Annotated in this window: 14 protein-coding genes; 13 read left to right on the plus strand and 1 reads right to left on the minus strand. The window is 49.3% G+C overall.

Translation table 11 applies throughout. The features are described 5' to 3' along the window. The first annotated feature begins 29 nt into the window (after window positions 1-29). From B9Y93_RS00480 to B9Y93_RS00490, 3 genes are read left to right on the plus strand one after another with little or no spacing between them, the layout of a single operon-like run. Window positions 30-1895, plus strand: a complete 1866-nt coding sequence (locus tag B9Y93_RS00480) for an anaerobic ribonucleoside triphosphate reductase (protein ID WP_085493891.1) — start codon at window positions 30-32, stop codon at window positions 1893-1895. Window positions 1896-1906: 11 nt separating this feature from the next. Then, the gene (gene nrdG / locus B9Y93_RS00485) at window positions 1907-2374 is read left to right on the plus strand and encodes an anaerobic ribonucleoside-triphosphate reductase activating protein (RefSeq protein WP_085493890.1); all 468 of its coding nucleotides are present in this window, start codon (window positions 1907-1909) and stop codon (window positions 2372-2374) included. Window positions 2375-2429: 55 nt separating this feature from the next. Beyond that, entirely contained in the window at window positions 2430-3500 is a 1071-nt protein-coding gene (locus tag B9Y93_RS00490; protein ID WP_085493892.1) for an AI-2E family transporter, read from the plus strand. Window positions 3501-3794: 294 nt separating this feature from the next. Here the strand turns inward: B9Y93_RS00490 and B9Y93_RS25000 are convergent, their stop codons facing one another. Then, window positions 3795-8297, minus strand: a complete 4503-nt coding sequence (locus tag B9Y93_RS25000) for a S8 family serine peptidase (protein ID WP_176228806.1) — start codon at window positions 8295-8297, stop codon at window positions 3795-3797. A 593-nt stretch (window positions 8298-8890) separates the two neighbouring features. On the opposite strand from B9Y93_RS25000, the gene B9Y93_RS00500 reads away from it, so the two are divergent. The 10 genes from B9Y93_RS00500 (at window position 8891) to B9Y93_RS00545 (ending at window position 22525) form a co-directional block, all read left to right on the plus strand. Beyond that, a complete protein-coding gene (locus B9Y93_RS00500) occupies window positions 8891-12283 on the plus strand; it encodes a SwmB domain-containing protein (RefSeq protein WP_085492417.1) in 3393 nt (1130 codons plus the stop codon). A 392-nt stretch (window positions 12284-12675) separates the two neighbouring features. Continuing rightward, window positions 12676-15306: an alanine--tRNA ligase gene (gene alaS, locus B9Y93_RS00505; protein WP_085492418.1), complete on the plus strand. Its 2631-nt coding sequence runs from the start codon at window positions 12676-12678 to the stop codon at window positions 15304-15306. 282 nt (window positions 15307-15588) lie between these two features. Then, a complete protein-coding gene (locus tag B9Y93_RS00510; protein WP_085493893.1) occupies window positions 15589-15849 on the plus strand; it encodes an IreB family regulatory phosphoprotein in 261 nt (86 codons plus the stop codon). A gap of 68 nt (window positions 15850-15917) precedes the next feature. Beyond that, window positions 15918-16334: a Holliday junction resolvase RuvX gene (ruvX, locus tag B9Y93_RS00515; RefSeq protein ID WP_085492419.1), complete on the plus strand. Its 417-nt coding sequence runs from the start codon at window positions 15918-15920 to the stop codon at window positions 16332-16334. Between the two features lie 10 nt (window positions 16335-16344). Beyond that, window positions 16345-16638, plus strand: a complete 294-nt coding sequence (locus B9Y93_RS00520; protein ID WP_085492420.1) for a DUF1292 domain-containing protein — start codon at window positions 16345-16347, stop codon at window positions 16636-16638. Between the two features lie 3 nt (window positions 16639-16641). Further along, window positions 16642-16950 carry a DUF1292 domain-containing protein gene (locus B9Y93_RS00525; RefSeq protein ID WP_244903251.1) on the plus strand — a complete coding sequence of 103 codons (309 nt, stop codon included), beginning with the start codon at window positions 16642-16644 and terminating at the stop codon, window positions 16948-16950. Between the two features lie 166 nt (window positions 16951-17116). Beyond that, window positions 17117-18163, plus strand: a complete 1047-nt coding sequence (mltG, locus tag B9Y93_RS00530; protein ID WP_085492421.1) for an endolytic transglycosylase MltG — start codon at window positions 17117-17119, stop codon at window positions 18161-18163. 12 nt (window positions 18164-18175) lie between these two features. After that, window positions 18176-19111, plus strand: a complete 936-nt coding sequence (locus B9Y93_RS00535) for a peptidase U32 family protein (RefSeq protein WP_085492422.1) — start codon at window positions 18176-18178, stop codon at window positions 19109-19111. Window positions 19112-19129: 18 nt separating this feature from the next. After that, window positions 19130-20464: a peptidase U32 family protein gene (locus tag B9Y93_RS00540; protein WP_085492423.1), complete on the plus strand. Its 1335-nt coding sequence runs from the start codon at window positions 19130-19132 to the stop codon at window positions 20462-20464. 249 nt (window positions 20465-20713) lie between these two features. Further along, the gene (locus B9Y93_RS00545) at window positions 20714-22525 is read left to right on the plus strand and encodes a peptidoglycan D,D-transpeptidase FtsI family protein (protein ID WP_244903252.1); all 1812 of its coding nucleotides are present in this window, start codon (window positions 20714-20716) and stop codon (window positions 22523-22525) included. The last annotated feature ends 144 nt before the right edge of the window (window positions 22526-22669 follow it).

Below are 22669 nucleotides of genomic sequence, written 5' to 3' on the forward strand. Positions count from 1 at the left end.
CTGAACAGTCGAATATACATACATGGTTTATGACTCAGGAACAGGAATCTTTCTACCCAGAGAAGCAACTGAGCGCCTCCATTGATCGCATTCTAGAAGGCCAAGATCGTGATCTCATGCAAGAAAATGCGAATGTGGATGGACGATCGCCAATGGGAATCATGAGCAAGATGGCGAGCGAAAGCTCCAAATGGTACGTGATGAATCATTTGATAAGCGACGAAGCGAGAGTTGCAATGGAGGCGAACCTGCTGTATCCGCATGATCTTGACTTCTATTCTACAGGTACAACGACCTGTTGCCAGATTCCGCTCGGCAAGATTCTTAAACAAGGCTTTAACACTGGACATGGACATATGCGCGAGCCTCAGGACATCAAGAGTGCGTTGGCGCTTGCCTCTATTATTCTTCAAGCCAACCAGAACCAGCAGCATGGGGGGCAAGCTTATCCAATGTTTGATTATGACCTAGCCCCCTATGTCGCGAAAACATACAATAAGCATGTGAAATATCTATCCTCACTTCCGCTTGCTCCTGATTATGATGTGGATGAGGAGGCATGGCGCTTGACGGAGCGCGATGTGTACCAAGCCTGTGAAGCGTTTATTCATAATTCCAACTCTATGCACTCAAGAGGAGGAGGGCAGGTTCCGTTCATCTCCATCAATTATGGTACAGATACCTCTAAAGAGGGACGAATGCTGATCAAGCAGCTGCTGCTCGCTACTCAGGCGGGTCTAGGCAATGGAGAGACGCCCATCTTTCCGATTCAGATCTTTAAGCTGAAGAGCGGGGTGAACTTCCAGCCTGAGGACCCGAACGTGGATCTCTATGAACTGGCACTTCAGACAACTGCGAAGCGCTTGTTCCCGAACTTTGCATTCTTGGATGCTCCTTTCAACGCTCAATATGATCAGGGAAACCCTGAGAGCGAGGCCTGCTATATGGGCTGCCGCACAAGGGTGATGAGCAATTTGAATGGTGATGAGACAGCCATTGGAAGAGGGAACCTGTCTTTCACTTCGATTAATTTGGTTCGATTAAGCCTGGTCTCTAGTGGAATAGAGGATTTTGTTGAACGCCTTCAAGAGCTGATTGCGATTGCGGAGCGACAACTGCTCGCTCGTCTTGACTTTCAGGGCGAGAAGCGGGCAAAGGACTTCAAATTTCTGATGCTTGAGGGAGTATGGCGCGGCAGTGAAGGGTTGAAGCCTGATGACAAGCTGCTTGATATCCTCAAGCAGGGAACATTAAGTGTTGGATTTATTGGACTTGCAGAAGCGCTTAAGCAGCTTACAGGCAAGCATCATGGCGAATCTGAGCAAGCGCGTAAGCTCGGCTATCGCATCATACAGATGATGCGAGCGCAGATGGACGAGGCTGCGGAGCGGACAGGGCTTAATTTCTCCTTGATTGCGACTCCGGCTGAAGGCTTATCGGGCAAGTTTACAAGACGGGATTGTGAGGATTTTGGAGTCATACCAGGGGTTACGGATCGGGACTACTATACGAATTCCTTTCATGTGCCTGTCTATTATCCGCTTACGGCATTTGAGAAGATCTGCATCGAAGGTCCGTTCCATGCGCTGTGCAATGCTGGCCATATTACTTACGTCGAGCTGGACGGCAGTGCATTATCCAACCCGCGAGCGTTGGATCGGCTGGTGCGTGCGATGGCGGAGCACGGAGTGGGCTATGGATCTATCAATCATCCAGTTGATCGCTGCAGCGCTTGCGGCCATCAAGCTATTATTGAAGCGGATTGCCCAGCATGCGGAGCCTCTACAGATGAGATTGAACGCATTCGGCGGATTACCGGCTACCTAGTTGGTACGATGGACAAGTGGAATACGGCGAAGCAGGCTGAAGAGGCAGATCGGGTGAAGCACCGATGAGCTTATACGTGATGTCGATTGTTCATGACAGTGTGGTGGACGGGGAAGGGCTTCGCACCGTTATCTTTTTCAGTGGCTGTCCGCACCGCTGTCTCGGCTGTCACAATGAGCAATCATGGAAGCTTGCGAATGGAACGCTAATGACAATCGATGAAGTGTGCCAAGAAGTCATGCGCAACCCAATAACGGATGTGACCTTGTCAGGCGGAGACCCCTTTGTTCAGGCGAAAGAAGTGGCGAAGCTGGCTAGACGTCTTAAGGAAGCGGGCAAGCATATATGGGCCTATACTGGCTATACGCTGGAGGAGCTGAAGCAGGGAACCGCGGACAAGCAGGAACTGCTTCGATATATCGATGTGCTGGTTGACGGCCGCTTCGTGTTTGAACGGAAAATTCCGGGGCTGTTGTTTCGTGGAAGCGACAATCAGCGCATCTGGAAGCTGAAGGATGGAGAACCAATCGGGTTAATTTCTTCCTAGTCTACATATACTCTACTGTATGATGCATGTCCGAATGTGGGGTGTGAAAGAAACAGTGGAGAAATTGATGAAGAACCGATTGTTCGTTTATGGGATATATGTGCTGCTTGGCCTTGTTATTATATATATGCTGTATCAATTGCGGCCGGTTATTGGACATGTTTATGACTTCTTGAAGTCTATTCTCGCGCCCTTTTTCCTCGCGATGATCATTGCTTATGTGCTTAATCCTGTCGTTACGCTGTTGAATGACCGCAAAGTGCCGCGAACCATCGCCGTTCTGTTAATCTACGCCGTCTTTATCATCAGCCTTGTGATCATTCTTATGAACATGATTCCGATGCTGATGGAGCAGCTTGAAGAGCTGAATCATCAGATGCCGCATCTGAATGCGAAGGCCGAGGATATTATGGATGGCATCAATCGTTCCGCGATTCTCCCTCATTCGGTTCGCTCAGGTGTGAATCACTGGATGTTTATCGCGGAGGAGCGGATGTCGAAGACCATTGCCGGGTTTATCGACAATATTGATGAGACCCTGAACGTGCTGATGCTTGCCCTCATCGTGCCGTTTTTGATCTTCTATATTCTAAAAGACTTTGAAGTGTTCGAGCGGGCTGTTATTGCCTATGTGCCTCGCAGTCACCGCAAGCACTTGGTGATGATGTTCAAAGACATTGATGCTGCGCTTGGCAATTACATTCGCGGACAGTTCCTCGTCTGCGTCATTATTGGGGTGCTTGCCTACATTGGCTATATAATCATTGGGCTGCCCTATGCGCTGCTGCTTGCCTTATGCGTTGCCATCTTCAACATCATCCCGTATCTCGGGCCATACTTCGGCGCTGCGCCAGCTATGATTGTGGCTTCGACGATCTCGATCAAGATGTTGATCTTTGTCGCTATCGTGAATACGATCTGCCAGATTCTTGAAGGGAACATTATCTCGCCGCAGGTGGTGGGAAGGACCTTGCATATGCACCCGCTCTCCATTATTTTTGCCCTGCTGGTGGGCGGTGAAGTTGCGGGCATCACGGGCTTAATATTGGCTGTGCCGTTTTTTGCCGTGATCAAGGTTGTGCTGCAGCATGTGTTTACGTATTATGTAAGGCGCAAGACCTTATAATGAAGGGAAAGCCCAAGGGCATGCCCCTAGCGGCATTAACGATGCAGATATAACTCCAAAAAAAGAAAAGCAGAAATCCTGTATGGGTCAGTCCCATGTCATTAGCCAGGATTTCTGCTTTTTTAATGATAATAGAAGGTATAAGTTGAGTTATAGACGAAACCGGAATTCGATTTGGCGATGCGGACCAGACTTCTTGTAGTCGCAGATGCTCTTTGTCGTTGCAACCTGCCTTTAAACGCGCTCGCTCATCTTGGAATGGCGAGGATAGAGATTATCTCTTCTTACCGTACTCTATTGGTCGTTCATTACGCGGTACAAAAGAATGGCAGCCTGCGCACGCGTGGTTGTGCCTGTCGGGTCAAATGTATTATTGCTCATGCCTTTGATGAACCCTTTGCTGACGGCGTACGCGACAGCAGCTTTTGCCTCGGAAGAGATGAGAGCCTCGTCTTTAAAGCCAGCTGTTGAGCTCGTTTGGGACAGGTCTGCTTTTAAGGCCTGTACAAGCATGACTACCATCTTCTCGCGGGTAATTGGCTTGCGTGCTCCAGGCTCAGCGATCCGCTCTTCCCATGTCATGCCGTTATTCGTCATGCGATCAAGCAAAGTGGCGAATTCCGCTTGAGTAAGGATGTCGCTTGGCTTGAAGGTGTCAATACGGTCTTTGCCTCGAAGCAAACCATGTGCAGCAATGACCTCAATCTCATCCTTGGCCCAGTGCAGCACGATATCTCTGAACGTTCTTGCATGTTCTGCTGCGGTGTAGGTGCCAAACTGGGTGATTGCGAAGGTGATCGCCTGCTTGTTCTTTGCCTTTATGCCTGCTTGATCATAATTCCAGACGCTGTTTTTCGCTTGGTCAAGATCAAGAGCATATAAGGCAGCCTTGCGAATATCCTTGGTGCGCACCGTCTGCTTCATGGTCATTTCCATTGAGGTGCTCTTTACATTTTCTGGACCACGGATAGTGATCATGGGAGAAGTGAAGGTTGTTTCGCCGCCATCTTTGCTGAACCCTTTCTCCTTGTGCTCTGCAAGGGATAGGACCAGCTCGAATCCATCTGTGCCAACAAGCGGCTTGATCGATTCAGATGGAAGCAAGAGACTGAATTCCGCAGCCGACAGCATCAGGCCTTTCTTCGACTCCAGCAGCTGTTCGACAGTAGATTTGTCCAGCCTGAAGGCAACTTCGCTGTACTCCTTAAAAGGAATATCGCTTATATCAAGCAGAACCTGCTTGACGGTGCTGTCTTGGAGCTGCTTTTTCACAGTCTCGGCATCGATGTTGAACACCGCTTTGACGATCTGGTCTTGCTTGGTCTCTACCAGCTTTCCTGCCTTCAAGGTCTTGCTGGAAGTATCCATACCAATAAATCCTCCTGGCCAAGAAGGCGAAGTCGGCGGCTCAGGCTCTGGGTTCGGAACGTTAGGCTTCTTCACATTGACGGTACCCGGCAGGACATGTTGGATTGGAATCTCCTCGCGATTTGCATTGTACAACCTTGCCTGACTGAGCTTGAAGTCGTATTTTCCTTCATGATCGCTCACGAAGGAGATTGTTGCGATGCTGCCGAAGTTAGGGACGGCGCCACCGCTTAAGCTCACGCTGTAATTCAAGGTTGTCATGCCATTCGGCTCCTCTTTGGTGTCTATGTCAATTTGAAGTGGGGTGCCTGGGAAGTGCTCTTGCTGATACGTAGCCATTGTAACGCTTGGCGACATCTGCAAGACAGTCAGCTTGCTGTCATAGGTGAGACTGAAGGATGCGGCGTATACCTCTTCGGTTACGGAATACTCGACCTTCACATCAAATGCCTCTCCTGTTTGCACATTTGCCTTGCTTACTGAGGCCGCCACCGCTTCAGGAATGAAGTGCTCTATTTGATGAGCTGGAGCTAATGTGCCGTTTAAAGCCGAATCATATACAAACAGGTCATATTGGTTCATGCCTATGCCGAGCGGTACACGTACGGTAAATGTACCGTCTTCTTCAATAATGCCGTCATACTGTGCACCGTACATATCCAGTGCCGCTACGGCAATGTACGCGCTTATTGGAAGATCCGCAGGGAACAATTCCATCAGCAAATCCTTCGTAACCTTTCCACGAATAACACCCATGCTTGGATCAAGCGGGTCAACGATCAGAGCTTCTTCATCCAATACGGACTCAGGTGCCTCGCGATCAATAATGAACGAGCCTGCCTGATTGTCAAGCTCTTCCTCATTGGCTACTGGTGTGAGACTATACAAGCCGTCAGGCAGCGGCGTCGACTGGCCGTTATTCAACACCGTGCCGTCCCATCCTTCTACACCATAGAGGTTCGGATGATGTTCTTCCATGCTCGTATACATGGTGCCCATGAAGTCGCCGTATACGATGTCAGTTACACTCATCGACACCTTGTCTAGCGGTTTGTTGACGGCGAAGGTGACGTCAGTTGCCTGCTGCGGGGATTCGCCGTTAGGAGAGAACAGCATAGGCTCTACCTTCACATCTGTGATGGCATCGATTTCAAACGCTTGACCGATGTACAAGCTGACAGGCAAGCGCAGCAAATGCTGCGTCGTCGCTTCCGTCAAGGTAATGATCCCCTCGTAGATGCCTTCTGGGGCCTGTGTCGGCACTTCAACCTGCACGTTAAAGCTGGCTTCTCCATTGGCCGGCACGTCGATGGTGCTGTGATCGAATGACAGATGAATCCCATTGCCGGTGCCGCTCCAAGTGCTTGATATCGCATAGCTTTGCGCTGCTTGGGCGATATCCTTTACCTTAATGGTTTGGCTTCGTGTGCCTGATGGCACTAAGCCGAAGGACACCCCGCCTGTCTCATACACGATGCTTGCTTTATCCTTTGTTGCGCTTGTGGAAGCTTGTACAAGCGCAATGGCCTGTGCTTTGATTGTCTCGTTCAGATCGACACGCCCAGAGCCTTGTTCCGTAACCGAATAGACGCGCTGGCTGCGATCTTTAATAGGCACCGCATTGTTCATCAGCAATGCTTTAAGCTCTGATGTTTTAATCTTATGCTGATATTGTTCCAGCAGCAGGGCAGCCGCGCCTGCTATATGAGGAGCAGCCATGCTGGTCCCTTGAGAATCCTTGTACGCATTGCTGTAGTCCCCATTCCATGAAGGAACGGATGAACGGATGGCGACACCAGGTGCGGTAAGGTCGGGCTTGATGGTGTAGTCAGGGTAGATAGGGCCGCGGGAGCTGAAGTCAGCGAGGAGATCTTGCTCTTGAACGGTGTTGAACGCAATGGATGTTACTCCTTGCTCGATATTGTTTAAGAGGGCTAGACCCGCTTCTCTTGAAATAGTGTAAGTAGGCGCATATTGGCCTTCGGCGCCAAGCGTTGCTTTGAGCTCACCAGGCGCATTGTTGAAGATGATAAGTGCAGCAGCTCCAGCTTTGGCCGCGTTGACGGCCTTCTCTTGGAAGCTGATATCGCCGCGCATGACAAGAACGAGCTTCCCAGCAGCATCCAAGCTGCTGTAATCTTCAGGCTTGCCAAGGCTTGCATAGACTGCTTCTAAGGTCTTGCCTTGCTCCGTAATCTCAGGAGCGTATTCAGCCAGCTGCGCGTACAAGGTGTCGATGCCTGCTGAAGTGAAGGTAGGCGTGATCAGCGGAGGGGTGGAGGCGCCAACGGAGATTGGGATATGAGCTCCGCCAGGCGTGCTGACCGTCCCCGGTTCGGGTCCTTCGTTGCCTGCTGCCAGCACAACCGTAACGCCTGCCAGCATGGCATTGTTGACAGCTACCGAATCAGCAGTGAAGGCGTTGTTGAACTTTCCTCCCAGGGAAAGGTTGATGACGTCCATCTTATCCGTTATCGATCGCTCGATAGCTGCGATAATATTCTCTGTTGATCCTCTACCATAAGGGCCAAGTACCCGGTATACATACAGATCGGCTTCAGGTGCTACGCCTCTCACCCATCCAGTGGAGCCTGTCGGATCATCCGGATCGCCACGTCCAACGATGGTGCCGGATACATGGGTGCCATGAGTGGTCTGATATTCCGTTCCATCTGCTAATGGCGGCTTCGACGAATCGGGGAGGGTTTCCATTGGATTATCGTCATTATCCACGAAGTCCCAGCCGCCCTTATAAGCACCTTGGAGGCTCGGATGATTCATATCGACGCCAGTATCCAATACGCCAACCTTAATGCCTTTGCCGGTGACATCAAGATCCCACAGCTTGTCCGCTCCAATATAGGGAGCGCTTTCATCCATGAGGGGCTTGAATACATATCCGTTGTCCACAGGCAGCGTCTTATATTCGAGATTCGGATAAACCGCTTTTACACTAGGAAGCCGGGTCAATCGATCAACTTCATTCGCGGGAATTACGACAGAGTAGCCATTGAATGCTTTGGTATACTCTCGATTAAAGCCAATATTCAAATTGTTTTGCGCTTGTGTCTTGAATGCTAGATGCTCTAGGCGGATTTTGCGTTCTTGGTCAGCGGTGGAGGTTTTGCTTGTGGATGAATGGGATTGAAATAAGGCGATTGGCTCATGGCTTAACTCGACGATGACGGTGATGGGTTCATCGCTGTCTGATTGCAAGATGAAGTTGTTTGCAAGAGGTGATGGTGATGTGCTCGGCTGGCCGGGAATCTGAAGCTTGGGCGACAATCTAGAGGTTATCTTGGGTGATAAGGACTCCTTCGCTGCTTCTTCTTGGGCGTAAGCAGGAGTGATTGCCGGGAAGAGCATAGCGGCCAGCATGGCCAGTGAGAGTATTCCGGCTAGGGGTTTGCGTATCGTTTTTGAGTTCAAGCGGTGGTCTCCTTTCGGGATATGATGCTGTGCTTCATCATCGGTGCGAACGAAGTGCAGGCAGCCCTCCTTTAGGAAAAAAATATAAATTCCATATGTTGCCATTAAGGCTAAGCATATTGTAGCGTACTGCTACTGCATAATCATGAGCATTATGTCCTATGAACAGTGGTCAAATTTAAGCTGCAATTGAAGGTGAATAACGCACAAATTTTCCATTTCATTTGAATTCAGCCTCATGCCATCAGCAGCTCCTGATTATGTTGAAAGATGCCACAATCCCCTGCATTACTGCGAAAAAACGCATCCTAACCATTTATTTCAGATCAGGACTTGCAAGGGGCGCTCCTTTTAATTTCAAGTACAGGGCCTTAATGGGTGTGAGAAAGCTCAAGATATATCAAATGCTGTCAAAAAACAGGTGAAATATCCACTAAAGTCCCGTATTTAATGTTCGAATCGCTTATGAAAGATGCCGCTTTGCGCTCAGTCAGGGTATAAGGAACTATTTTGAAAAATAAATAAAACAAATGTAAGGAAGTCACGTCTATAAAGCATAGGCAATGAATTCCATGGAAAAGTGAGGGATATGAGTGGTAAAAAAGACCTTTATAACCTTGCTGGTTTCTTTATTTATGATTGAAGGCTCAATAGTCGCGGGGGCTGCTGCTGATCCTACCGTGCAAGCAGGCAGTGAACGCGTAGCAGCGCCAGGTTCCTTAGACGCGTCATTTCAAGACACTCAGCAAAACAGTTATCGTGCGCCTAAAATTATTTCCTTTGAGCCAGGCCATCAGTCGACCCTAACGAAGGTGGATCAGCCTGTACTTCGGTTTACGTTTGACGAAGAGGTGGATAAAGGAAGCGGCGATCTGATTGTCTATGAGGCTTCAAGTCACAAAGAAGTATGGCGGAGCTCGGTAAAGGACCGCAATGTGACGCTGTCCGATGATGACAGGACGGTTAATTGGAAGCTTGGTACGCGCTTGGCGTGGGAAAGCTCTTATTATGTGACAATCGGCTACGGGACCTTTAAAGGAGAGCGGGGAGATTTCGTCGGGCAATATGGTCCAGATGCATGGCTGTTTAAAACATCTGTGGATGCTTCCGCTCCATATGCTGTGTCGTACTCGCCAGCAGCGGGCCAGCGCGACATAACCGTAGGCAGCAGCTTATCGATTACCTTTAATGAACCCGTATGGGCGCACGAGGGTTACATTACAATAAAGTCCATTACGCGTGATACAGTTCTAGAGAAGCTCCCTGTTACCTCTTCGCGTGTTACAGGCGAAGGGACGAAGACCATTAAGATCAATCCGAGTAAGGACTTCCAGCTGAATGAGCAGATTGCTATTATCGTGGATAAAGGGGCGTTCCGCGATAAGGATAAGCATCTGTTTCGCGGGATTGCGGAAGGGGATAACTGGCGCTTTACAACCAAAGCATTATCAGCAGACACGACACCTCCTGTTATTCAGTCCTATCGCATGATCAACAGTGAGACGATAAAGCTTACCTATAATGAAGCCTTGAATACGAACGCAGTTCCTCCTAAGAGCGCTTATCGTGTGCTCGTAAATGGCGAGGAGCGTACGATCAGCCGCGTATCCGTTAAAGACAACGCGGTAGAAGTAAAACTTAGCAGCGGTGTTGCTGCAGGTCAGGTAATTGTTCTTGCTTATGCTCCATCAAGCCAAGAAAGCGGTGTGGAGGATCGAGCAGGCAATCGTGCCAGTGATATTGGAGCCGTGCTCATTGAGAATGGTCAGGACACGACTGCTCCCAAGATGACAAATGCGGTGTTGTCAGGCTCAACACTTAAGCTTACATTCAGCGAGGCTCTTGAACAGGTGTCTTCGAATGCTGCTTCTCAGTTCAAAGTCACCTCTGATAACCGCGCCGTGTCCGTAAGACGCATCGAGCAGAGTTCCTCTAATACGATAACGCTAACCTTGCAGTCCTCTGTTTCCAACGGCCAGGTGGCGAAGCTGTCTTACACGCCAGGTTCTTATCCGCTTAAGGATAAAGCAGGCAACCCGCTGTCTGCGATAAAAGAGCAGCTCGTCCAGAACCTGCAGGATACTAAGGCGCCTACACTTGAGACGACCTCGGTCAAGGGCAATCTGCTCACACTGACATACAATGAGCTTCTTGATCCCGACGATGTTCCGATGAAGAGTCATTATTCCGTGCTTGTAAACGATATCGCACGATATGTAGATCGAGTGCAGGTATTGAATCACACCGTCGTTCTAACATTAAGTGCGGGCGTTAAAGACGGAGATAAAGTAAAAGTGTCCTATGTGCCTGGGGAACCGAGGATTCGCGATCTGGCGGGCAATGCGGCAGGCGGTTTTTCCTATAAGAACGTCACCGATGCTTCGGATCATACAGCGCCAACACTGAAGTCGGGTATCGTGAAAGGCAGTGTTGTCACCCTTGTATTCTCTGAGAAGCTAGATGTGAGCAGCATGCCAGCTTCCAATCAATTTTATGTGTATGATTCCAATGTTCTTCGTAGCGTGAACAGGATCAGCATGCAGCAGGCTACTGTTACGTTGGTGCTTGATAAGCCTGTGAGTGCTGCTGCGAATGTATCCTTAACTTATGTGCCTGGCAATACGCCGCTGCAGGATGCCAACGGCAACAAGGTAGCAGCCTTTGGGAATGCAGCGTTATCTAATCAGACCGATCAAGCATCGGGTAGACCGGAATATGTCGTTCAAGCGCCATATGATGCTTTTTTGGATGCCAACCTTTACTTGCTTCAATCTGAAGCCGCATCCACCTCAAGCGAGCGATCCCGATATGGCGAATCGATCAAAAAGTATACGGTATCTGAGAGCAAATTACGAGACGCGCTGCAGTACGCAGTTCGCTTCAGCCAAGACCATCATCTTGCTTTTGAGGTTCCAGTTAGCGAGAAAGCAGCAATGGTTGCTGTACCGCTTCAAGTGCTAGAGGAGATTCATGCAAAGGAAAAAGACGCAAAGTTCTCGGTGCGCTATGGTCATATTTTATACACGCTGCCGATTGATAAGCTGAATATAAGTCAGATCAAGCGTCAGTTCGGCTACTCGTCTTCCATCTACATTCAGCTTCAGATTGAAGAAGCCGCCAAGCAGGCAGGCACGATGTTAGGCGCCATAGAGGACAGCGGCGCTCTGCTGAAGGTGCTGCCGATTGATTTTTATCTTTCGGCTTATGCGGCTCAATCCGCCACTCATGCGCTTCAAGTTCCGATGGAGGCGAGAGTGAAGACGATGGGAACAGTTAGCAGTCAGCGGACGACGATGATCCGATATGATCGATCCCAGCAGCGGCTGCAGTACATCCCGAACAGGATGAAGCATAATGGAGGCTTATCCGTGCTTCATTTCTATCCTATGGATCATGAAGTGTTTGCTGCCGTTGAGCGGAGCAAGAGCTTTAGCGATATTCGAGCACACTGGGCACAGGCGTCCATTGCACATCTAGCGAATAAGTTTATTATAGAAGGTGTCAGCAGCAGTCGATTTGCGCCGAACGCCTCTGTAACAAGGGGGCAATTTGCCGTATTGCTTGCACGCTCCTTTGGACTCGAAGCGAATGCAAGCGATGCAAATGCCTTTTCGGATGTAGGCTCTTCCCATCCGATGGCAGCCTATATTGGCGCTGCTGCGAAGGCAGGCATCATCGGCGGCTATGAGAATGGCACGTTCCGGCCGAATCAGAATATTACGCGCGAGCAGATGGCCGTAATGCTTGTTCGAGCCATGGATGTTGTGAAGCGGGATACCTCTTACAACAGCAGTGTGCTTCAGGGCTTCAAGGATCGAGGCCGCATCTCCTCTTATGCGAAAGAGGCGGTGATTCGCTCGGTGTCTTCGGGCCTCATTGCAGGCGTTACCGCGAATACATTCGACCCGCAAGGAGCCGCCACGCGCGCTCAAGCGGCAGTCATGCTTGAGAGGCTGCTCGTTCAGGTGAATTATTTGACAAAATGAGCGCGGTAAAATATACTTTTGATGAATTAATGGTATAGGTTTGAACAATGAAAAACGTTGAAGAAACCGAAGTAAACAGAAGCCCTTGGACCAGAGAAAGAATTACAGTGCAGCGTGAGAGAAGATTAGCGATGCAGCGTCTTGCTTCATTAGCTAATAGAGCCTTTTGCCACTGCCAGGCTGAAATAATTCTTGCCATGAAGAACTGTTGAAAGCTAGTTTCAGAGTGTGAAAGGACTTCACCGGGTCGTTCCGTTATCGACGCTCAAGGAGATCGTGCGCTGTCTACACAGATAGGCGCGATAACCAGGGTGGTACCGCGATGCTCATCGTCCCTGTATTTTACAGGGGCGTTTTTTATTTTTATAGAACATGTTCAGGAGGAATCTTTGATGAAAGCAAGTGAGATACGTTCCAAATGGTTGGCATTCTTCGAGAGCAAAGGCCATCACATCGAGCCAAGCGCTTCGTTGGTGCCGCATAACGACCCGTCTTTGCTATGGATCAATGCGGGGATGGCGCCGCTAAAGCCTTATTTCGACGGCCGCGTGAAGCCGGAGAATCCACGCATTGCGAACTCGCAAAAGTGCATTCGTACGAATGATATCGAGAATGTAGGCAAGACACGACGCCACCACACCTTTTTTGAAATGCTCGGCAACTTTTCCATTGGCGATTACTTCAAGGAAGAAGTTATCACTTGGGCGTGGGAGTTCCTGACAGACAAGCAGTGGATCGGCTTTGATCCAAATCGCCTCTATGTCACGGTATATCCTGAGGATGAAGAAGCCTTCCGTTTCTGGAATGAGAAGATTGGCCTTCCGGAAGAACGCATTATCAAGACAGAGGACAACTTCTGGGATATCGGCGAAGGTCCATGCGGACCTTGTACAGAGATCTTCTACGATCGCGGCGAATCCTACGGGGACCCTAACGATCCAGAATGCTATCCTAGCGGCGAGAATGAGCGCTACTTGGAAGTATGGAACCTGGTATTTTCACAATTCAATCACAACAAAGACGGCAGCTATACGCCGCTTCCTAATAAAAACATTGATACAGGCGCAGGACTTGAGCGCTTCGCATCCATTCTTCAAGATGTGGACTCCAACTTCGATACCGATCTCTTTATTCCGATCATTGAAGCGACGAGCCGCATCGCTGGCGTGCCTTACAAGAACAATGAAGAGCATGATGTTGCGTTCAAGGTCGTTGCAGACCATATCCGTACGGTTGTATTTGCTGTAGGGGATGGTGTGCTTCCTTCCAATGAAGGCCGCGGATACATTATTCGGCGCTTGCTTCGTCGCGCGGTACGTTATGGCAAGGTGCTAGGCATTGAGCGTCCATTCATGGTTGAGCTTGTGAAGACAGTAGGCGATGTGATGGGTGGACACTACCCAGATATTGTTGAGAAGCGCGAGTTCATTGAGAAGGTTGTTAAAAATGAAGAGGAGCGCTTCCATGAGACATTGACGGATGGCTTGAACATCTTGTCTGAGATGGCAGCTGCGGCAAAGGCAGAAGGCCGCTCGCAGATCAATGGTCCAGAAGCCTTCAAGCTGTATGATACTTATGGCTTCCCGCTCGACTTGACGGAGGATTATGCAGCCGAGCATGGGCTGAGCGTCGACCATGATGGCTTCGAGCAGGCGATGCAGGAGCAGCGTGACCGTGCACGCGCAGCGCGTCAGGATGTGGAGAGCATGAAGGTTCAAGGCGGAGCCCTTGCCGACTACACCACTCCAAGCTCCTTTATTGGTTATCAGCAGGTAGAGGCTAGTGCTAAAGTGCTCGCGGTCATTGTCGATGAGGCGCTCGTAGAAGAGGCGGCTGCAGGATCAACCTGCCAAGTCATCCTTGATCAAACCCCGTTCTATGCCGAGAGCGGCGGCCAAGTGAGCGACAATGGCGTGCTTACGTCTAACGCGCTGAAAGCCATCGTGACCAATGTAAAGAAAGCACCTCATGGTCAGCACGTGCATGCTGTTACGGTAGAGTCAGGCACACTTAAAGCAGGAATGGAGCTTACCGCTTCTGTTGATCGTGCTGAGCGTGATTCGATCATTAAGAACCACACCGCAACGCATCTTTTGCATCGCGCGCTGAAGGATGTGCTTGGCGAGCATGTCAATCAAGCAGGCTCCCTTGTGGAAGAAGAGCGTCTTCGCTTTGACTTCACACAGCTTGGCAGCATCAAGCCAGAAGAGCTTCAAGACATTGAGCGCCGCGTTAATGAGCAGATCTGGAAGAGCACGCCGATTGTCATCGAAGAGATGAGCATTGATAAGGCTAAGGCTCTTGGCGCGATGGCCTTGTTCGGGGAAAAATATGGAGACGTTGTGCGCGTCGTTCAAGTAGGCACATACAGCATCGAGCTTTGCGGTGGCGTGCATGTGAAGAATACATCGGAGATCGGCTTGTTCAAAGTTGTAAGCGAGAGCGGCATTGGCTCTGGTGTTCGCCGCATTGAGGCAGTAACGGGCCGCTTTGCTTATCAATACATGGATGAGCAGCTGGATCTTTTGAAGCAGTCCGCTCAATTGCTCAAATCCAACATCCAAGACGTGCCAAAACGCATCGAGGGCATGTTCTTGCGCGAGAAGGAATTGCAGCGTGAGAACGAATCGCTGAATGCGAAGCTCTCAAGCATTGAAGCAGGCCAATTAACGGATAAAGTTCGCTCCATCGCAGGTGTGCAGGTGCTCGCTGCTGAGATTCAAGCCAATGGCATGGATGCCATTCGGACGACGGCGGATGAGCTGAAGTCGAAGCTTCCAGACACGATTGTTGTTCTTGGCGCTGTTGCTGAGGGCAAGGTAAACTTTGTGGTGTCTGTGGCTCCAGAGCTTGTGAAGAAAGGCTTCCATGCAGGCAAGCTGATCAAGGAGATTGCTGCTGTGACTGGCGGCGGCGGTGGCGGTCGTCCAGATATGGCGCAGGCTGGCGGCAAAGACGCAAGCAAGATTCAAGAAGCGCTTATGCTTGTAGATAAGCTAGTCAGCGATCAAGCAGATGCGTAAGTCATACTCAACCGTTCATTTTCAGTGAATAGCAAGATCATTCGCTGAGGATGGATTCAATCATAAGCAGGTAGTAAAGCTTAAGTGAGAAGACAGCTGCAGCAGAAGATGATTTGGAATAGAGGCGTATAAGAAGCATCTTGGGTATATAATAGTAGAAGAGTGCTTCTATATGCCTCTATGTTCATAAGTCTGGCACAAATATTGGGACACGGTTATCACGAGGATATTTTTTGTTTGACTTGGGTTGTGTTATGATAAGAGAAAAGCGAGGTGATGACGATGAGTTCGTTGGATAAGACGATGAAATTCAATGTAACAGCTGAAGAGCAAGCGACATCCAGTCAAGACATCCTATTGTCTGTGTATGATGCGTTGAAGGAGAAGGAGTACAATCCGATCAACCAGATCGTCGGATACCTGCTCTCCGGGGATCCAGCTTATATTCCACGTCATAACAATGCTCGAAGCCTCGTACGGAAAAAGGAAAGAGATGAACTGATCGAAGAACTGGTTCGGTTCTATCTTAGTCATCACCGTTAATCCTGTATGGGCCATGCTGCTTGAATGTTCTGTTCAAGCGTTGTGAACTTGAGCTGTAGGAGACGATCATGAGAATATTAGGATTGGACTATGGAGATCGCAAGATTGGTGTGGCTGTAAGCGATGCGTTTGGTTGGACAGCGCAGGGGCTTGAGGTTATTGTTCGCACCAGTGAAGAAAAGGTTTTAAAGCGTTTGGAAACGATCGTAAAGGATCATGAGGTCGAAGCGATCGTGCTTGGCTTGCCAAAGAATATGAACGGCACAGTCGGGCCGCGAGGCGAGATCAGCATATCCTTTGCGGAGACATTAAGGCAGTCACTTGGGTTGCCCGTTCACCTATGGGATGAGCGCTTGAGCACCGTGTCTGCAGAGCGGACCCTGCTCGAAGCGGATGTCAGCCGCAAGAAGCGCAGACAAGTAGTTGATAAAATGGCAGCAACGATTATTTTACAAACATATCTCGACTATCAATCTAGAAGGTGAGGGGTTAACAATGGCACATGACAACCATGCACATGAGGAACCGGAAATTATCTATATTCCAGATGACGAGGGCAATGAAGAAGAGTTCGAAGTCATTATGAAATTCGAGGTTGATGGTTCCGATAACAAATATATGATGGTCGTCCCTGTGGATTCAGAGGATGAGGAAACAGATGAGGTCTATGCCTTCCGTTATGAAGAAGACGGAGACGATTTGAAGCTCTTTATCATCGAAGATGAAGAAGAGTGGAATATTGTTGAAGAGACTTTTAACACACTGGTCGATTCAGAAGAGGAGCTGTAAGGCGTGAGTGAAGCCGTTCAACTCAAATTTATCGATGAACTATCGAAGCAATATGGAAGCGCGCTTGAAATGACCGATGAAGAAGGCAAGAGCCGTTTTTTTGATCTTCTTGCTGAATTCGAGGTTGATGGACATAGCTACGCGATTGTACAGGATCAAGAGGGACAATATGAACCCGAAGCTCTTCGCATGGTAAAGGACGAACATGGAACATGGCAGCTAGAGACGATCGACAGCGATGAAGAGTGGGAAGAGGTTATGGAAGCCTATGACGAGGTAGCCTATTCAGAAGAGCTGGATGAAGAACAGTAAGATTACGCTTTCTTCATCTGACCCATCTATATAAGTTGAACGATGGTAAGGAACAACTTATACAGCTATATGGAAGCGTTAAGCGGGTATAGTGGGGCTGAAGCATGTAATTCACAAGAAAAGGGCGGCTAACGACCGCTCTTTTTCCATGTAGGAGAGTGATCTATTGAGGACAGCGGCAAAAGCAGCACTCGCTTTATTTTCTGTTATTATTTTAATTATTGGTGCGGGTGCTTGGTATGTATGGAATGGAATGAAGCCCGTTCAAGGGCAGGACAAGCCAACTGAGGTTACGATTGAGCATGGAACCGGAACATCAGCCATCGCAGACAAGCTCGAACAGCAAGGCGTCATAAAAAATGCGATGCTCTTTAAGCTTTATTTAAAGTATAACAATCAGGGATCTTCCTTTAAGGCAGGGGAATATGCGTTTGAACCAAGCAGCACCTATGAAGCGATTATTCAAAAGCTTAACGATGGTGAGGTTATTCCTGTCGAGACGGTGCGGGTGACGGTTCCAGAGGGTTATACGATTGAGCAAATAGCAGCTGATCTAAGCGAACAGGGCATTGTGGAAAAAGCGGCGTTCCTGCAAGCAGCAGACAAGATCGCGAAGTCGAAGCCAGAGGGGATCACGCTGAATCTTCCTAAGCCCAATGATCAGGTAAAGCATGGCCTTGAAGGCTATTTGTTCCCGGAAACGTATGAATTCGCAGTAGGCACAAGCGCTGAGGATATGATCATTCGTATGATCAAAGAGACAGAAAAGAGATTAATTGAGATTCAAGACTTCGATGAGAAGCTGCAGGCGCGCAAGATGAATTTGCAGGAGCTGCTTACCGTCGCTTCGCTTGTGGAGCGCGAAGTGGTTGTGGATGAAGAACGTGCGCTTGTGGCAGGCGTAATCTATAATCGATTGAACAAACCGATGCGCTTGCAGATCGATGCGACGATTCAGTATGCGCTGGACAAGCCGAAGGAACGGCTGTATTATAAGGATTTGGAAATTGATAGCCCGTACAATTCGTACAAGCATGATGGACTTCCGCCAGGACCAATCGCAAGCCCGAGCATCGAATCGATTAAGGCAGCGTTAAGTCCGGAAGCATCGGATTACTTCTATTATGTAACGAAAAAAGACGGTACCCAAACTCATTTATTTGCTAAGACCTATGATGAGCATCTGCGCAATATTGAGAAGAGTAAACAGTAAAGTGGTGATTTCATGACAACAAAACCAGAACTGCTCATTACGGCGGGGACGCTTGAGGAAGTGAAGGCTTATTTGGAAGCTGGAGCAACCGCAATTACGGTAGGAGAGTCCAAGTATGGTATGCGTTTGCCGGGACAGATGACCCTTGAACATATACAGGCCGCGCTGCCGATGGTGCATGAGCATGGAGCGAAGCTCTATGCGGCGGTTAACCATATTTTTCACAACGATGCATTGCCAGGGCTTCAGCAATATTTGGCTGAACTTGAGCGCGTAGGGATTGATGGGATCACATATGGCGACCCGTCGGTATTGATGACGTCCAGAATAGCGGCACCTAGCTTGAAGCTGCATTGGAATGCGGAAATGACTTCAACCAACTATGCCACTGCGACATATTGGCAGAAGCGTGGCGCAAGCCGCATCGTGCTGGCACGCGAGCTGAATATGGATCAGGTTATTGAGATCAAGAAGCAGCTGCCGGATATGGAAGTGGAGGTTCAAGTGCATGGAATGACCAACATCTATCACTCGAAGCGCCACTTAATCCAGCACTATCTACGCCATATCGGCAAGGAAGAGGACACAGAGCATGTGGGCCTGGAGCGCAAGCTGTTCCTCATTGAGAAGGAACGTCAAGATGAGAAGTTCCCTGTTTATGAGGATGAGTATGGGGCTTATATTATGAGCTCTGATGATGTATGCATCCTAGAGGACTTGAAGCTGTTGCTGGATGCTAAGCTCGACAGCTTCAAGATAGAGAGCTTGCTTAAGCCGCGAGTATATAACGAAGCGGTGCTTCGCGCTTATCGCCGTGCGATAGATGAATATGCCAAAGATCCCGAAGGCTATGCATTCAAGCCAGAATGGATGGATGAGATTCGAACACTTCAAGATCCAGAACGCGAGCTGTCGTTTGGATTTTTCTATAAAGAACAGATGTATTAAGAAGGGGGCGTGAAGCCGATGACAACAAAAGTAAAGCATAAATACAACGGAAAACGTAACCGTCTCGATAAGCCGGAACTGCTCGCTCCCGCCGGCAACTTGGAAAAGCTCAAGTTCGCCATCCACTATGGCGCCGACGCGGTATACATCGGCGGCCAGAAGTATGGACTGCGCTCGAATGCGGACAACTTCAGCTTTGAAGAGATGCGCGAGGGCGTTGAATTTGCAAAGAAATACGGAGCAAAAGTATTCGTTGCGACGAACATTTATGCCCACAATGAGGATTTAGAGGGCATTGAGGAATATTTGCTGAACCTCCAAGATGCGGGAATCAGTGCGATCATAGCGGCAGACCCGATCATTATCGAGACCGCGCAGCGTGTGGCCCCGAAGCTTGAGGTTCACATCAGTACGCAGCAGTCAATCTCGAACTGGCAGACCGTTCAGTTCTGGAAGGATGAGGGAGCTCCTCGCGTCGTGCTTGCACGTGAGACGAGCATTGACGAGATTGCTGAGATCAAGGAGCACGTGGATATCGAGATTGAAGCCTTCATTCATGGAGCAGCGTGCTCTTCTTATTCCGGCCGATGCACCTTGTCGAACCACTTCACGGATCGGGATTCGAACCGTGGAGGCTGCTGCCAATCCTGCCGCTGGAAATACGACTTGTTCGAAGATGCGCGCGATGACCTCGACGAATGGATCAGCCAGACCGAAGCTGAAGGCGAGCCGGTGCTGGAGCAGTTTCGCGTAGGCATTACGCAGCTGCCGTTGTTCCAAGAGGGGCAAAACGAGTTCTCCATGAGCGCGAAGGATCAATGCTTGCTTGAGCATTTGCCAGACCTAATTGATGCTGGCATCGACAGCTTCAAGGTGGAAGGACGCATGAGATCGATTCACTACGTAGCGACGGTTATTAATGTCTATCGTCAGGCGATTGATGCTTACATGGAAGATCCGGACAACTATGAGCTGAATCCAGAATGGATTGAGGAGATCAATAAGGCTGCAAATCGTCCTGTGAATACGGGCTTCTTCTATGAAGAGCCTGATCATGAGGATCATATTTACGAGCCAGAGCAAAAGTCAACCCCTTATGATTTTGCAGGTCTAGTTATGGATTACGATGAGAGCACGAGAATGGCTACTATTCAGCAGCGCAATCACTTTAAGCCAGGAACCGAAGTTGAATTCTTTGGTCCCAATGGTACCTTCTTCAAGCAGAAGGTGGATGCCATTTGGGATACAGAAGGCCAAGTTCTCGATGCAGCGCGCCATCCTTTGCAGCTTGTTCGAATCAAGGTTGATCAGCCTGTCCATTATTTCGATATGATGCGCAAAAAGAATCGCTAGTGTGATCGGTGCTAGGTTAAAGAACGAAGCCTATGCGCGTTAAGAAGTTCGATAAATAGCGTCCCTTATCTCTTGCAGAGAAGGGGCGCTTTGTTGTGATGGATGCGCTGCGTCCATCTGCAACGATTTCACACCTGCTTCGGATCGACTATGAATGCCGGCAGCCATACCGAGATGCACGAGGATTGAAGAGATGCGCACCTGCCCATACTAGAAATAGCGACATTCCATTAAAGGGGCGTGGGTCCGGTGAAATCTCAAGCATCAATCAGACAACTGCGGCGCATCGGTTATGCAACTTTTATAATCACAGCAATGCTGTGCATCTGGGTGGCTCGACTTGCCTGGCTCCAATTTGTTGAAGCGTTTCAAGCGCTTCCCCATGATTCTCATACTTTAATGAAGCAATCGGTTATTCAGCGCGAACGCGGCATTGTTTTAGATGACGGCAGAGGTCATATTGTGGATCGTCGAGGTACACCGATAACAGGATTGAAGGCAAATGCGCTCATTTTCTTTCCTATTCAATCTTCAAAGGAACAAAAGGCTGCTGTAGAGCAAATTGCGTCGCTTCTTGAACTGGATGCAGGACAGCTGATGCGTCAATGGAGTATGGCTTCAGAACCATTTGTCCTGCGTGATAATCAGAAAAAAGTGGTATCGATAACTGAAACAAAATTGCAAACTTTGCAGCAATATCATTGGCCGGGGGTTCGACTGCTTCCATATACTGATCCTTACCCGCTAAAGGAGCTTACTCCACATTGGGTGGGTTATACGATAGAGGCAAGTACCGCCAATACAACTGGCGCCAAGGCTGAGAGGCATGATCATGGCTGGCGGTATAAAATGCGGAAAGGGGCATACGGACTGGAGCAATCCTTTAATCCTTTGCTCGCTGGCATCGGTCCTGTCACCTTTGTTCATTATCAGGACGCAGGAATGAAGCCGCTCCCGGGCCTTGACGTGCGAATTCGCAAGCCTGGCAACCCTTATTATCCGCTGCGGCTGGTAACGACAGCAGATCTAAGTCTGCATGAACCGATCGTTACCATTATGAAGCAGCATCATGTGAAAAAAGGAGCTGTCGTTGTCCTCGACGCAGCAACGCGTGATGTGCTGGCTATGGTCAGTGTGCCCGCTTATAATCCGGAGCGCATTGACCCAAAAGATCATGCATGGAATAATCTTGCGCTTCAGGCGGCAGCGCCAGGCTCAGTATTCAAACTTGTCGCGGCGGCGTGGGCTTTGGAATCAGGCGCATATAAGCCTCAGGATTCCTTTTATTGCAGCGGTGAGTATGGCAAGTACGGATTGTCTTGCTGGAAGAAAGGCGGTCACGGTACATTGACCTTGGAGGAAGCATTTGCACAATCCTGCAATGTGGCTTTTGCACAGATCAGTGAGCGCATGACTGCGCTGGATATGTACCATTATGCCCACAAGCTAGGGTGGATTGGTTCTGTTGGGCAGATTGGAAGCGACCATCTGGGGCATAGGGAGCTTGCTCAATTGCCGAATGAGGAAGGCGGTCGTATTGAAGGGCCAGGCAAGAAATCAATTGAAATGGGAGAAGGGGAAAAGGTTCAATCGTCCATCGGCCAGCGTGATGTTCGCATCACTCCACTTGCCGCTGCCAATGCCATGGTTACGCTCCTTCAAGGCGGAGTCTACGGCGAACCGCGCTTAGTGCAGCGAATAGAAGATCAATCCGGAGCGGTTATTTCAACCTTTTCCAAGCAGGCAAATCAAGAACGAAGGCTTCAAGCAAGGACCGCCCATTATCTTCGCTACTGGATGGAGCAGGTCGTAAAGCGAGGTACGGGGGAAGCGCTTCGTCATCGTGCTTGGACGCTCGCTGGCAAGAGCGGAACAGCACAAGCCGAAGCTTACGGAACGAAGCAGCTGCATACTTGGTTTGTTGGTTATGGACCAGTAAAAAAACCTCAATATGCAGTCGCGGTTGTATCGCTTGATGAAGAGAACGATAGTCAACATCGGGCAACAGCTGTATTTGGAGATGTAATGGATATGTTGGCTTCCTACCAAGTGAAGCCATAATGTTCGCATGAAGCTGGCGTCGTTGTAGAGAAGGATGTTTACGCATCGCAGGTACGGCTTAATTCTTAAGCTGCTTAGCTCAATACAAAGCGGTCAACTGGTTTGAAAGTAAGCCGCTCCCTATTACAACCAGCAAAGCCGTGA

Origin of the sequence: Paenibacillus aquistagni (genome assembly GCF_900177815.1) — a bacterium.
GTDB lineage: Bacteria > Bacillota > Bacilli > Paenibacillales > Paenibacillaceae > Paenibacillus_B > Paenibacillus_B aquistagni.

What these genes read in the sequence shown, in the direction of transcription:
- B9Y93_RS00480 (WP_085493891.1), top strand. Translation starts at nt 30, where the DNA reads ATGACTCAGGAACAGGAATCTTTCTACCCAGAGAAGCAACTGAGCGCC.
- nrdG (WP_085493890.1), top strand. Translation starts at nt 1,907, where the DNA reads ATGTCGATTGTTCATGACAGTGTGGTGGACGGGGAAGGGCTTCGCACC.
- alaS (WP_085492418.1), top strand. Translation starts at nt 12,676, where the DNA reads ATGAAAGCAAGTGAGATACGTTCCAAATGGTTGGCATTCTTCGAGAGC.
- B9Y93_RS00510 (WP_085493893.1), top strand. Translation starts at nt 15,589, where the DNA reads ATGAGTTCGTTGGATAAGACGATGAAATTCAATGTAACAGCTGAAGAG.
- ruvX (WP_085492419.1), top strand. Translation starts at nt 15,918, where the DNA reads ATGAGAATATTAGGATTGGACTATGGAGATCGCAAGATTGGTGTGGCT.
- B9Y93_RS00520 (WP_085492420.1), top strand. Translation starts at nt 16,345, where the DNA reads ATGGCACATGACAACCATGCACATGAGGAACCGGAAATTATCTATATT.
- B9Y93_RS00535 (WP_085492422.1), top strand. Translation starts at nt 18,176, where the DNA reads ATGACAACAAAACCAGAACTGCTCATTACGGCGGGGACGCTTGAGGAA.
- B9Y93_RS00540 (WP_085492423.1), top strand. Translation starts at nt 19,130, where the DNA reads ATGACAACAAAAGTAAAGCATAAATACAACGGAAAACGTAACCGTCTC.